The organism is Mycoplasma sp. CSL7491-lung (assembly GCF_018913965.1).
Taxonomy (GTDB): Bacteria; Bacillota_I; Bacilli_A; order Mycoplasmatales; family Metamycoplasmataceae; genus Mycoplasmopsis.
Genome location: NZ_JAHMHG010000001.1, coordinates 228,384 through 242,336, shown reverse-complemented (window position 1 = coordinate 242,336; position 13,953 = coordinate 228,384). Strand labels below are relative to the sequence as shown.

Genomic DNA, 13,953 nt, shown 5'->3' with positions numbered 1-13,953 from the left:
AATTATTTTTTAAGTAATTTTTAAAAAACATAAAAAAATATTTTCTTTTTCAAATTACACTACTATTTTTATTTTTTGAAAGAAAGTAAGTAAAAAAATCATCTCTTTTTTATCTCAGAAAGTTAAAAATGATATGTAAAAATGCTATATTTTTAAACTTTTTTAAACAAATTATAATGTTAAAAATAAATAAAAAATCGCACAAAATGCGATTTAAATGTGCAATAAAATTATTTTTCTGATAAATATCTCATTACTTCAGCCGCACAATCATCAACAACCTCTTCGACCTGGTCGAATGAGTTTATGATGCATCCTGATGCACGTTCATGACCTCCGCCACCTCATTTAACGGCTACATTTCTAACGATCGGACCATTTGAACGTAATTCAACTCTAATTCTTCTATCTTCTTCCTCTGTAAATTGAACTCATATCGGGAATCCTTTGATATTAGCGATTGTATTGACTTTAACTGATGATTGAGGGTTTTTACCTAATTTGAGTGTATCTTCAAGAGAATTTTGAATATAAGCAACCCCATCTCTAGTTTTCAAAGTCGATAATAATCATGAATTATATTTTAAATCTTCTAAACTAGTTGTTGCTAAACTTTTATGTATATAATCAGCATCCAAACCAGCCTCATATAATTTTGAAGCCAAATATAAGGTTCTTGCCTTTACGGTACTAAATAAAAATCTACCTGAATCTGTATTTATTCCTAAATAAAGATAATTTGCTGCTTTAGGTGTAATTTTTCAACCGTTCACTACCGCAATTTCTGTAACCATTTCGTCAGCCGCAGAATATGAACTATCGACTCACCTAATTGTATTATCACCTAAATCATCACCGTTAGGATGGTGATCAATTCTTATAATTGTAGGGAATAAATTTTTATCTAAAACTTCTCTAGATTCGATTCTTTCTTTACCATTTGCATCAACTACTACACCTAGTGATTTTGATAAAATTTCATCATCAGGAATTTGATCCATTGTAAAATCTAAAAAATTATAAGTATTTTTACTATCTCCTATTGCGTAAACTTTTTTATCAGGAAAATTTGTTTTAATTAGTTCTTTTAAACCGAATTGTGAACCTAAACAATCACCGTCTGGTCTAATATGATGAAATATAACTATCGAATCATATTTATAAATTTCTTTAGTTACTAGTTCTAAATTACCAACTTTCATTATTTTGCCTCTCATTCAACTATTAAATCATTAAGTTTTGAAATAACTTCAGGAATTTGTTCAAAACTTTCTAAAGTTAATCCTGCAGCGTTGTCGTGACCACCACCATTATATTGTTTTGCGATTTTATTTACAAGTGGTCCGTTAGATCTAAGTCTTCCTCTAACCTTACCATCTTCTAATTGAACAAATAAGGCTCAACAAGAATTATTGTCAATATTAGCTAAATCATTAACATATTGTGCAGCTTTAAATGAATCAATGTTAAATTCTTTTAAGAAGTCTTCTTTTATGACATAATATAAAACACGTCCTTCTTGCTTAAATTCAGACAAGATACGTCCAGAAATTTTAATATCTAAAAGACTTCTTTTTGAAAGTTCTCTTAAAATTTCTTTTGGATGGAATCCGTTTTTCATTAAAAACGAAACTAATTCGTAAGTTCTTTGTGATGTATCTGGATATAAAAATCTACCTGAATCAGTGTTGATTCCTAAATAAATATGTGCAGAAGCCTTTTGAGTAACTTCTCAACTTCCATCATAAGCAATTTTTGCTATCATTTCAGCGGCTGCTACATAATGTTCATCTATTCATTGATACTCATATTCAATATCAGCATCATTTGGGTGATGATCAATTCTTAGTCTAGCGGTTGTTTTTTTCTCGTAAAGCAATTCAGAACATTCAATTCTATCACCACTAGAAGCATCTACAACAATTGATAAAGAATCATTAAAATCAATTTGATCAATTGGTGTGAATTTATAGTCCATAAATTCAAAAATACCATAATTATTACCAATTGTATAAACATTTTTATCTGGAAAGTTTGTTTTAATTAGTTCAGCGAGCCCATGTTGTGATCCTAAGCAATCACCATCTGGTCTAATATGGTGAAAAATCACTATATTTTTATATTTTTTTATTGCATCAATTGCAACTTGGGAATTTCCTATTTTCATTATTTCTCCTAAATATTTTTATTAATTTTATCTAAATATTTATCTATTAATTCTAAATCAAAAATATTATTTAAATATGAAATTAGATAACTTCTAAAATCATCTAATTTTTCACTTGATTTATCATTTTTTAGAACATTAAACTTTTCTTCTATTTCTTCTATTTTATCATTTTTAATCGCATCATAGCTTATGATTTTTTTATAAATCATTTCTAATGCATCAAATTTATTGTCTGAAAAATCAAAAGCATATAAATTTGTAAAATAATCATCAACGATTTGGCTCATATAATTCCAGTTATTTCTTAGTTTCTGGTAATCTCCAGAAGGAATAATTAATTTAAACTCTAAAGCATTATAATAATTGTTTAAAACTTTAACAAAAATACTTTCAGATCTCTTATAGTATAAATCAAATAATTTATCAAATTGTTCCATAAAATCGAATGATAAAGAAAATTTCAAATCATCATAGTATAAATTTTTAAAATCATTCTGAATTTTGTTAATTTGTTCCAAATCTTCAAACTCAAATCTTTTATTAGTGTTTATTTTATCGACTAAAGTTTTTATAGATCAAGATAAATTTTTAATTTTACCTTCTTCACTAACTATTGAATAAGTCATTTTTTCAAGAAAGTACAATTTTTGCTCATAATAATCTAATTTTAACTGATATAATTCTCTATTTGATTCATCAAAATAATAAGAATCTATGCCTCCGAAACCATCTATTAAAGCGTAAAGTAAAGTCATTTTTTCAGATCTTATTTCAGATTCAATACTTTCATTTGGTATTTTTTCAATTTCCAAAATAACATCTTCAATTAACTTAATTTTAGCTTCTTGATTTGGTATATAATGATTTCAACCGTTTGTATTAATATCATAACCTTTAACATCTTCATTAATTGTCTTTTTCATTAGATCAATATTTTTTTTGATTACTGGCAATAAAAAACGATATTTCGGATCATTTTTAGACTGAATGTTTATATATTTTTTTTCTAAATAGTTTATATTGCTTGCAAACTTTGCCTCGCTTGGAATCGAACAAGAAACAACCATAATCGGAAATGAAATAATTAAAGAAGAAAAGCTAATTTTAATTAACATTTTTTTTAATTTATTTTTAATAAATAACATATTTATATTTTACTATAATTGTTATTAAATTCACTTAATTATAAAAGAAAAAAACAATTATATTTACTATTTATCACTTATAATAAATAAAAAATATAATTGTTTTATTATGTTGGTGCCCAAGACAGGACTTGAACCTGCACGGATTGCTCCACTAGATCCTTAGTCTAGCGTGTCTGCCAATTTCACCACTCGGGCTTAATATTATTTTACATTATTTCATAAAAATTAAAAATTATTATTTATTAAAAACACAGCTCTTTTTTATTTTAGATCGAATTAGAGCTGCGCAAATAAAATTATAGAACGATTAGTGTCTTCACTAATTTAGAAATAATAAAGTATCATTAAATCTTAATTAAACTATTTCGAAAACATTTAAGCCTAATGACTTCAATTTATTTTTTTATTTTTGGCTGACTTATAAAAATCAACCTATACTAATTATAAACCTTTTAAAAAAATAAATTTAAAATATACATTATAATTCTATTTCTTCTTATTATAAATAAGAACTATTTTATAATTTAATAGTAATAAATATTAGAAGCAAAATTTCGGAGACACAAAAAATGAATAATAGCAAAAATTTTAATCTCTATTTGATGGATGGTGATGTTACTGGAAGAATAAAGTGTACATTAGCAAATTGAACTGGCATTGTATATAAAGTGCCAAGAAGTGCCAAGATCACATATTGATAAATGCAAAGATAGACAAGACTTGAAACAAAGTGGAGTTTATTTTCTATTCGATAAAAACGACAACGATGAAGATGAAGTTTATATAGGACAAGCAGGAATTCGTAAAAATGGTGAAGGTATACTTTTTAGAGTGACGAAACACTTAAGGGATAATACATACTTTAGCGACGTAGTAATGATAACAACCCAAAATAACTCGTTTGGACCAACAGAAATAAGTTATCTCGAAAATAAATTTACTAATATGACCGTTTCCACAGATAGATTTAAAGTTAGAAATGAAAACGATCCCAATCCTGGTAACGTTACTGAAGAAAAAGAATCAGAACTAGAAGACTTAATTGAATATTCAAAAATGGTGCTTGGTGTTTTAGGATATAAATTATTTGTCCCACTAATTGATCATACAAGTAAAAATACCCCTAAAGAAACAAAAGAATTAATGTTGTATCTTTCTCGTAAAAACAAAAAATCAAACAAGATAATTTAATCGAAATGTATGAGAACTAATGAAGGATTTGTAGTACTAAAAGATAGTATTATTGAATTAGAAGATTCAAATTCTATACCTAAAACAATAAAAGAAATTAGAAAAAAATGTAAAAATAATAATGAAATAGTAAATGGAAGACTTACAAAAAACTATCTTTTCAATAGTCCATCATACGCAGCAGCATTTGTGTTAGGGATGAACACAAATGGTAGAACCGATTGAAAAAATGAAAATGGTATAACTTTAAAAGATATAGAAGAGAATGGTGATAATACAATATAAAAAAATGATACTAATCAAACTATAAGTTGAATATACAATTTAGCAAAAGATATTTAAAGAAAAAATGAAATTAAGAGTTAGCCCTTAATTTCATTTTTAATTATTCAATATTATTTTTAAACGAAATATCTTCTATTCGTAGCCAAACTTTAAAAATAGGAACCAAGTTTAATATAAAAATAATAAAATATTTCTTAAATATTAGGTCTACTTCATTAATTTATTCTGATCATTCTTAAAATTCATAGTATTTTAATAAAAAAACAAAAATGCTTTTTAATTTATCTGCTAAACAATGGTATTAATTAATCGACTAAATTATTAATAATCGCCTAATAATATGCTATAATTAGGCGAAACAAAAGGAGAGTAGGCGAATGAAAATATTCGATTATAAAAACTTAAAAAAACTTAAATGAGATAGCGAAATAGTAAATCTTTTAACACAAATTCATGAACACAAAGGAAAACAAGAACTTTTTTTAAAAAGAAAACCTGCTGTTTTAGATAAATTAGTTGAAATTGCTAAAATTCAAAGTGTAGAAGATTCTAATAAAATAGAAGGAATTGTAACAACTACAGTTAGAATAAAAGAGTTAATGAACCAAAAAACTACACCCAAAAATAGAGATGAAGAAGAAATTATCGGATACAGAGATGTACTCAATACAATTCATGAAAGCTATGAGTATATTCCAATTAATAGTAACTATATTTTACAACTTCACAGAGATTTGTTTAAATATAGCGAAAAAGGGGTTGGTGGTAGATATAAAAGTACACAAAACTCTATTATTGAAAAAGATAAGTACGGTGATACAAAAGAAAGATTTAAACCTTTATCCGCGCACGAAACACGAGACGCAATTAAAAATATTTGCAATGAATTGAATATTGCATTTGACAAAAAAGAAATAGATTCACTACTTTTAATTCCAATTTTTATCCACGATTTTCTTTGTATTCATCCATTTAATAATGGAAATGGTAGAATGAGTAGATTGCTAACCACCCTTTTATTATATAAACAAGGTTATGTTATTGGAAAATATATCAGTTTAGAAAGAAAGATCGAAAAAAATAAAGATAGTTATTATACAGCTTTAGAAAAGAGCGGTATAGGTTGACACGACAACAAAGAAAACCCTTTACCATTTATAAAATATATTCTTAGAACTATATTAGCTGCTTATATTGATTTTGAAAAAAGAGTAGGTTATATAGAACAAAAAATTCCGACAATTGAACTTGTAAAAAATGCAATCGATAATAAATTAGGAAAATTTACAAAGAATGATATGATGGAATTAGTTCCTAGCGTTGGTAAAGCTACAATTGAAAATATGTTAAAACAGTTAGTGGAAGAAGATTATATTCAAAGACGCGGAAAAGGCAAAGCTACTTTTTATGTTAAAAAATAAAATAAATTAATATGTTATACTATAATAGTAGTAATCATAAAATAGATTAATCGATAATTTTATTTAAAACATATATCTGAGGTAAAAACATGTCAACACGTAAACATAAAGAATATATAGAAAATGTTGATGATAGAGAAATTGCAATGCATAAATACCTAAAATTATATTTAGAAAATAATGTTGATCATACTAAATTTGAAGTTGTACATAGAAATGATATTTTAATACAAAATTTTAATAAACAGGATCAAGAATATTTTTATCAATTTTTATTAAATTCGCATAAAGAAATTAGTTTATGCACTAATAATAGTAAATTATGCCCTTTTGAAGTTTCAAAGGAAGAGTTTATGGATATAGATTTAACTAAATATGGCAGAATACTCATTAAGCATATTTTCGAACTTTTTTAATAAATTCATTAATAAATTGAGATAGTCCAAATAATTAGTGAGTTAAAAACAATTTTAATTGAAGGCAATAACAAAATAGGTTAAACCCTATTTTTTTGTCTTTACTAAGATATAATCATTTACGAACAATCCCTATTTTAATTTTACAAACACTAAAACACAAACTTGCTAAAATATAAAAAATAAAAATATCATTTTTTAAGATTAAATATTAAGTCAAAAACAATTATCCTTTTGTAAGATAGCCAGAAAAATAAGAAATAAAATTTTATACTAATAAATTTAAAAAATAAGTTTTTTGTACTAGTTATTTATCAAAAAAATAATTTAACATCTAGAATTATTATTTTAGATAGAGAATACTATGTAATTAAATGGATATTCTAAAATATAATTTAATTAAAACACTTTATATATAAGTAAGCACTTTGATTTTATTATTAAATCTTCAATAATGATAATTACAAAAATTGTTTATAATTAAAATATATTAAATTATAAGAATGGATTAAATATATGGAAAATAAATATTATTCTCAATTACTTGAGGATTACAAAAATAAAATTGATCAATTATCTGTAAATGATCTTAATAAAGATCTAAAATCATTATGTAAAATGCTTTTAGATAATTTAAAAGATAAAACTCAACTTCAAAAGGTAAAACAATTTTGGTATATATTCCTTAACGGTATGTAAATCTTCTAAAATTAACTAAATTATTTTATACCCTTATGGTAAGTAATATGGTATAATTATAATATAGGAAATAAGGAGGTTTTTTATGTCTAAAACATACAATATTAAGAACTTAAAAAAAGAATTTGGAACTGATAAAAAGTGTTTAGATTATATCTATAATCTTAAATATAAAGACTTAAACCATTGTCTTAAATGTGGTGTTATATCTAAACATTATAATGTTGAAGGAACTAAAAGATATGTTGCTAAATGTGGACACACTTTATTTCCTTGTAAAGACACAATCTTTGAAAATAGTTCAACACCATTAAGTTTATGATTCCGCGCTATCTTTTTATTTAGTATTAGTAAAAATAGAGTTAGTGCTAAAGAGTTAGAAATAAGTTTAGGAATAACTTATAAAACTGCTTGAAGAATGGCTAAAAAGATTAGAAGCGTTATGGATGATGATGGAAATATTATGTTTGAAGGAATCACTGAAGTTGATGAAACTTATGTTGGTGGTAGAGAAACTAATAAACACCAAAGAAATAGAAACACAGATTTATCTCACTTCAAACAAAAAGCATCAATTATAGGACTCAAGAATAGAGATACAAATAAGGTTAAGTTTGAATTAGTTAATAAAGTTGATGATAAAACCATTTCAGCATTTTTAGGAACAAATATTTCTAAAGATTCCACTATAATTAGTGATGAATGAAAAGGTTATCGAAGAGTCCTAAAGAATGCTGATGATTGATTTAGTCATAGAGTAGTAAATCACTCTAATAAAGAGTATGTAAGATATGAAGACATTAGAGTATTAACTAATGGAATAGAAGGAATGTGAAGTTGCTTAAAAAGAGGACTCAAAGGAACTTATATCGAGGTTTCTAAAAAGCATTTACCATATTATCTAAATGAGTTTGAGTGTAGACAAAATCATAAAGATGATGTGATATTTAAAGAGATAATTAAGAATATATGGAGAGGTGGTAGTTATGAGTAAAGTTAAAGAACTTGGTAAAGTGTATACTCCTCCTCATATTGTTGATTTAATTTTAAACCAAGCAAAATATAACAATTCTAAAATATTAAAAAAACATATCATTGATAATTCTTGTGGAGATGGTGCTTTTTTAATAGAAATAGTAAAAAGATATTGTTTAGAATATTACAAAAAATTCAAAAGTTATAATGGAATTGAGCAAGAATTAGAAACATATATTCACGGAATTGAGATAGATTTATCCGAAAGAAATAAATGTATAGGTAGGTTAAATAAAGTTATTAATAATTTAGGTATTGAAAATATTAAATGAGATATTATTAATGATAATACTTTGAATGTTGAAAAATACAATAATAAAATGGACTATGTTATTGGTAATCCACCTTATGTTAGAATACATAATTTAAAAAATAATTATGAAGCAATTAAAAAAATGAATTTTTCAAAAAATGGTATGACTGATTTATTTATTGTTTTCTATGAACTAGGTATGAATATGTTAAATGATAAAGGTATATTGTCTTATATAACTCCTTCATCAATAATTAATAGTAAAGCTGGTTCAGAATTTAGAAAATATATAGTAAATAATCAAATGTTTGAAAGTTTTATTAATTTAAAACATAATCAACCATTTAAAAGCATAACAACTTACACAGGAATATTTACTTTGAATAAAAATCATAAGCAAAATAAAGTCGATTATTATGAATATATAAATAATGATATTATTCTAATATCTACATTAGATTCTAAAAACTTTTATATAAATGATAATTTCTATTTTGGAACAAAAAAAGATATTGGTAAACTAAATAAAATATTAACTTATGATTTAAAAAATGATAATTATGATATTTTGGTAAAAAATGGATTAGCAACATTATCAGATAAAATTTTTATTAAAGATTCATTTGGTTTTAAATCAAAACATATTATTCCTGTATTTAAGGGTTCCATAAATAAAGAAAAAGAAATAATTTATCCCTATGATGAAAAAGGAAATATATTAGATTTTAATCAATTAGAATCTAATATTCAAAATTATTTTTTAGAAAATAAAATAGAATTAGAAAAAAGAAGTATAGATAAAAATTCACCTTGATATGCTTTTGGTAGAAGTCAAGGTATAAAAGATATTCACAAAGATAAAATTACAATCAACTCATTATTAAAAACATCAAAGGATATAAAATTAAACATTGCTAAAAAAGGTGTTGGTGTATATTCGGGATTATATATTTTAGGAGATATAAAAATAAATGATTTAAAAAAAATTTTAAATGATGATTTTGTTAAATATATCACATTACTTAACAAATATAAAAGTGGTGGATATTACACTTTTTCAAGTAGTGATATTAAAAGATATATAATTTATTCATTAAATAATAAAGGAGAACTGTATGAATAATGAATTATTAGAAGTGTTGAGAGAAAGTTTTAATTTATATATTACTAATGGACCAAGAAGCAATAAAAAACTAAAACCATTACACGGAAGAATTTCTTTTGATTTAGAACATAAATTAAATGAATTAAAAACTAATAATGATACTTATAAATGTTTTAGTTTAAACCTTGAAAACGGAATAGAAAAAGAAATTAATGGTAGATATATGGATAAAGCAGTTGATATTACTATTGAAAAAAATAATGAAATAATTGGTGGTGTTGCTGTTAAATTTGTTATGTCCAATTTTAAACAAAATAAAAATAATTATTTTGAAAATATGCTTGGAGAAACAGCAAATATTAGGACAAACAATTACCCTTATTATCAAATTTTTATTACAACAGATGTATTACCATATTATGATAAGAATGGTTTTATTAGTAAATGAGAAAATGTTTCAGTAGATGATTTACAAAAATATTTAATTTTGTCAAGAGATAATAATCAACTTTTTTATCACACACCTAATAAAATATTTTTAGGACTAATTAATATACCTATACCTAGACCTAATGTTGAAAACAAACGAGAATATAAAAAATATTTTGAAGAAAATCCTAATTTTAATATTTCATATTCTCAATTAGATTTAGAAAACCAATATGGAGATAACCTTATTTACAATGATTATGAAGATTTTATAACAAAAATATCTCACCACTTATTGTCTTTATAATGAAAGGAATTATTATAAATATTAAAAAAACAAAACCACAACATTATGAAGAACAAAAGTTGAAAAATTTACTTAACAAAGCAATAATCAATCCTAAAAACAAGCGAAAAATTCAAAAGCAACCTTAATAGTTGCTTTTCCTGAGTTTCGGAGTTGTAAAAGAAAAGAGCAAAATTAGGCTATTTTTATACCTAATTTGCTCTTTTTGATTTTTTATATACAATTTTTTATATATTATTTATCTCATCAAATTCTTGTTCTGAATTCGAATTTATTGTTGGTTCGACAAAGCTTCTTTCAATAACTTGTCCGTCTCTTATTTTATTGATTTGATTACATGTGTTTAATAATGAAATTAGACTATCGTTTGTGTATTTTTGAATAACTCCATTATCAAAATAGAATTTATTTAATTTATATAATGTGTATTTTAAAACTATGAGTGATATAAAGTTTAAAATGAAATGACCTTTAATATGTTTGTCTGTTCTAACATGAACAGGTCTAACTCTTAATGCACTTTTGAATGTTCTGATGTTTTCTTCAATTTGTCATTGTTTTTGGTAAAAATCAACAATTTCTTTCGGAGATAAATCTTGTCTTGAAGTTTCGTAAACATAATAACCATCATATTTCTTATCTTCATTTACTTTTTCAGCGTCTAAAACAAACTTCATATTTCCGACTTTTTTGTAGAATTTATATTTTTTAATCAAGATTACATCATCTGCTTTAACGACACCATTTTTGTTTTGTTTTTTAAGAAAATTCTTCATTAAAATTGTTCTATCGTTTAAGTCTTTTTTAGCACGTTTTTCACTATAAGTAATTATTATACGTCTTTGTTTATTATTTGTTCTTTTATTTTTTCGTTTTGAATAATAAAAATATTCTTTATATTTAAAATTATCAGATCCTTTAATATAACCCTCTGGATTTAATGAAAAATCCTTAAATCCCTTATTAGATAACTTCAATCTATATGATATTATGTAGTCTAAATTATGACTTTCTAAGAATCTTATATTCTTATTTGTTGACACACCCCTATCAGCTATAATTGTTACTTTTTGAATGTTATAAGTCTTCTTCAAATCAACAATAAATGGGATAAAAGTAGTTGGATCACCTATGTTTCCTTTAAACACTTTTAAGAACATAGGAATTCCATTACTATCTGTAGCCATACCTACAACAACCTGATCTTCTTTAAACTTACCATCTTTAGAATATCTAGGAATTCTTAACCATTCTCTTACAAAAATTTCAAAGTAAATAGTTGTTGTATCATAGAAAATTAATTTAATATTTCTATCTGTTTTTTCTGCTATTTTTTCATTTAAATTTTTAATAATATTTGTTTCGTTATCAACTAAAACATCTAAAAGATTATAAAAAGTATCTTTCATAGTTGTGACATTATTAACATATTTTTCTTTATTTTGAAAACTTTTAATAATTGAATTGTTTTGTAGTATACGTGAACTGATTTGATATTTAAGTAGCTCTTCTAATTCTTTGTGCTTCGATTTTTTCAATGAGTTGAAAATATTTAAATCACTAACTATCGAGTAAAACGTAGTAACTCTAACATTAGTTAATACTGTTTTTTTCTAAATAAGATTTTAGAAAATCGAGTAAAACTCTTTTTAGCTCTTTTGGATCTTCAATATTTTCAAAATCAACTAATTTGTTTTTTTTAAAATATCTAAAAATTTGGGTTTATGCTTTTTAACTTTTCAACACTACCTAAACTTGTAACCCTTTCGTACGCTTTACCAAATCCTTTCGGTTTAACAACATGACAATAATCTCTTACGCCATTACTTCCGATAATAATTACATATTTTTTCATATTCTATGATATCATAAATTGTATATAATTATAAATTACTTATTACTTTTTATATACGAAGTATATAAGCGCTAAAAAACGCATTAAAAACTACTCTAACTCCGAAACTCAGGAGAACAAAAGTTCAAAAATTTACTTAACAAAGCAATAATCAATCCTAAAAACAAGCGAAAAATTCAAAAGCAACCTTAATAGCTGCTTTTTCTTTATCTTTTGATTATTAAAGGGTTATGTTTTAAATACCTTTAAGGGATATATACCACAATTTTTAATGCAAAGAGTGAAAATTGGTTTTACTTTTGATGCTGCACCAGAAATCAATAGTAAAATGATTTCAGTTCTTAAACACAACCAAGAAAAGTCTTTTAGCTTCAAAGAAGTTAAAAGCAAAAATACCTTAATCATAGGAGAAAACTATGATGTACTTAAGAATTTATTAGTAATAAAGAGAGAGAGAGAGAGAGAGTCGCGGCTTAGATTATAACTACGATGTAATTTATATTGACCCTCCTTATAACACCGAATCAGCACGCGCAGATGAAAATAATTCTGCAAACGACAAAGAAAATGTTGGTGCTTATAAATTTATATATTGTGACAAGTTTAACCGTAACGGTTGACTTAACATGATGAATGAAAGACTTAAATTGGCTAAAAAACTTCTCAAAGATGATGGAGTTATTTTTGTATCAATTGATGATAACGAACAAGCATATTTAAAGGTATTGATTGATGAGATTTTTGGTGAATAGAATTTTGTGACTAACTTTTTATGGCAAACAAATTCTTCAAGTATGAAGTCAACCAATTTTGTTAAAAATAATTTTGAATATATAGTTTGCTACGTAAAAAAATTGTCAAAAATAAAAGAGTTTAATAAACAACATACAACAACAATGGAATTTAATAATATTGATAACGACCCAAAAGGTAATTGATTTAGTAGTAACGCAACATATAAATTTAACGAAAATAATCCTAAAACATTCCCAATTATTTTACCAAATGGAAATAGCATAGTAAGAACATGACGCTTCACAAAAGAAGAATATTTAGAAAATAAAATTCCTTTATTTTTTAATGGTAATAACGTTCCAAGAATTAAAATTTACGAAAGTGAATGAATTACAAAAAAACCATATACAAATTTACTCATGAATTTTAACATACAAAGCAAATGAATATCAGATGAATATAAAGAAAACATGTTAAATGATATTGCGATTATAGATTCATTTACAATTGTTAAAAATAAATTAAATTCAATTTTACCTAACAATGAATTTTCAACACCAAAACCAGAATCATTCATTAAGTACTTAATTAATTTACATATTAACAAAAACGCTCGTGTTCTAGATTTCTTCGCAGGTTCAGGCACAACCGGTCATGCAGTTATGGAACTAAATAAAGAAGATGGTGGAAACAGAACTTTTACACTTGTAACTAACAATGAAAATAATATTGGTTATGAAGTTACTTACGAACGCTTATTTAGAGTAAATAATGGTGTCGGCACAAATAATGAAACTTTTAAATGAACCGAAAAGAATGATCCATATCACCAAAATCTAAATGTTTTTGACCTAGAACATAGTAATATTAGTGTAGACCAAAATCAAATTAAAACATAATATTT

14 protein-coding genes, 1 tRNA gene and 1 pseudogene are annotated in these 13,953 nt (G+C 24.5%); 10 read left to right on the top strand and 6 right to left on the bottom strand.

All coding sequences use genetic code 4. The annotated features are described in order from the left end of the window. Positions 1-230: 230 nt before the first annotated feature. The 4 genes from KQ876_RS01145 to KQ876_RS01130 all read right to left on the bottom strand — a co-directional run bounded on the left by KQ876_RS01145 (position 231) and on the right by KQ876_RS01130 (position 3,513). Complete coding sequence (locus KQ876_RS01145) at positions 231-1,202, bottom strand: bifunctional oligoribonuclease/PAP phosphatase NrnA (RefSeq protein WP_205851899.1); 972 nt, start codon at positions 1,200-1,202, stop codon at positions 231-233. Beyond that, entirely contained in the window at positions 1,202-2,167 is a 966-nt protein-coding gene (locus KQ876_RS01140; protein ID WP_216489927.1) for a bifunctional oligoribonuclease/PAP phosphatase NrnA, read from the bottom strand. The genes KQ876_RS01145 and KQ876_RS01140 overlap by 1 nt, the downstream gene beginning before the upstream one ends. Before the next feature lie 8 nt (positions 2,168-2,175). Beyond that, a complete protein-coding gene (locus tag KQ876_RS01135) occupies positions 2,176-3,315 on the bottom strand; it encodes a hypothetical protein (RefSeq protein ID WP_216489926.1) in 1,140 nt (379 codons plus the stop codon). Positions 3,316-3,428: 113 nt separating this feature from the next. Continuing rightward, a tRNA-Leu gene (locus tag KQ876_RS01130) sits at positions 3,429-3,513 on the bottom strand. Between the two features lie 483 nt (positions 3,514-3,996). Here KQ876_RS01130 and KQ876_RS01125 point away from each other — a divergent pair. From KQ876_RS01125 to KQ876_RS01090, 8 genes are all read left to right on the top strand, one after another. Beyond that, positions 3,997-4,509, top strand: a complete 513-nt coding sequence (locus tag KQ876_RS01125; protein ID WP_216489925.1) for a GIY-YIG nuclease family protein — start codon at positions 3,997-3,999, stop codon at positions 4,507-4,509. Between the two features lie 9 nt (positions 4,510-4,518). Next, positions 4,519-4,794 carry a DUF4357 domain-containing protein gene (locus tag KQ876_RS01120; protein ID WP_216489924.1) on the top strand — a complete coding sequence of 92 codons (276 nt, stop codon included), beginning with the start codon at positions 4,519-4,521 and terminating at the stop codon, positions 4,792-4,794. Between the two features lie 377 nt (positions 4,795-5,171). Next, the gene (locus tag KQ876_RS04285) at positions 5,172-6,215 is read left to right on the top strand and encodes a Fic family protein (RefSeq protein ID WP_216489922.1); all 1,044 of its coding nucleotides are present in this window, start codon (positions 5,172-5,174) and stop codon (positions 6,213-6,215) included. Positions 6,216-6,304: 89 nt separating this feature from the next. Then, complete coding sequence (locus KQ876_RS01110; RefSeq protein WP_216489920.1) at positions 6,305-6,631, top strand: hypothetical protein; 327 nt, start codon at positions 6,305-6,307, stop codon at positions 6,629-6,631. A gap of 516 nt (positions 6,632-7,147) precedes the next feature. Continuing rightward, positions 7,148-7,330, top strand: coding sequence for a hypothetical protein (locus KQ876_RS01105; RefSeq protein WP_216489918.1), 183 nt, complete (start codon positions 7,148-7,150; stop codon positions 7,328-7,330). A gap of 85 nt (positions 7,331-7,415) precedes the next feature. Continuing rightward, complete coding sequence (locus KQ876_RS01100) at positions 7,416-8,324, top strand: IS1595 family transposase (RefSeq protein ID WP_216489916.1); 909 nt, start codon at positions 7,416-7,418, stop codon at positions 8,322-8,324. Continuing rightward, on the top strand, positions 8,317-9,741 hold the full coding sequence (locus tag KQ876_RS01095; protein ID WP_216489913.1) for a class I SAM-dependent DNA methyltransferase: 1,425 nt from the start codon (positions 8,317-8,319) through the stop codon (positions 9,739-9,741). Before KQ876_RS01100 ends, KQ876_RS01095 begins: the two co-directional genes overlap by 8 nt. Beyond that, positions 9,734-10,459: a hypothetical protein gene (locus tag KQ876_RS01090; RefSeq protein ID WP_216489911.1), complete on the top strand. Its 726-nt coding sequence runs from the start codon at positions 9,734-9,736 to the stop codon at positions 10,457-10,459. Before KQ876_RS01095 ends, KQ876_RS01090 begins: the two co-directional genes overlap by 8 nt. A 227-nt stretch (positions 10,460-10,686) precedes the next feature. Here KQ876_RS01090 and KQ876_RS01085 read toward each other — a convergent pair whose 3' ends face one another. Beyond that, positions 10,687-11,997, bottom strand: coding sequence for an IS1634 family transposase (locus tag KQ876_RS01085; RefSeq protein WP_216489909.1), 1,311 nt, complete (start codon positions 11,995-11,997; stop codon positions 10,687-10,689). 170 nt (positions 11,998-12,167) lie between these two features. After that, entirely contained in the window at positions 12,168-12,314 is a 147-nt protein-coding gene (locus tag KQ876_RS01080) for a hypothetical protein (RefSeq protein ID WP_216489907.1), read from the bottom strand. Positions 12,315-12,585: 271 nt separating this feature from the next. Between KQ876_RS01080 and KQ876_RS04280 the strand changes: the two genes are divergently transcribed. After that, positions 12,586-12,798, top strand: coding sequence for a hypothetical protein (locus tag KQ876_RS04280; protein WP_216489905.1), 213 nt, complete (start codon positions 12,586-12,588; stop codon positions 12,796-12,798). Beyond that, a pseudogene (locus tag KQ876_RS03785) lies at positions 12,788-13,948 on the top strand (site-specific DNA-methyltransferase). The gene KQ876_RS04280 and the pseudogene KQ876_RS03785 overlap by 11 nt, the downstream one beginning before the upstream one ends. The last annotated feature ends 5 nt before the right edge of the window (positions 13,949-13,953 follow it).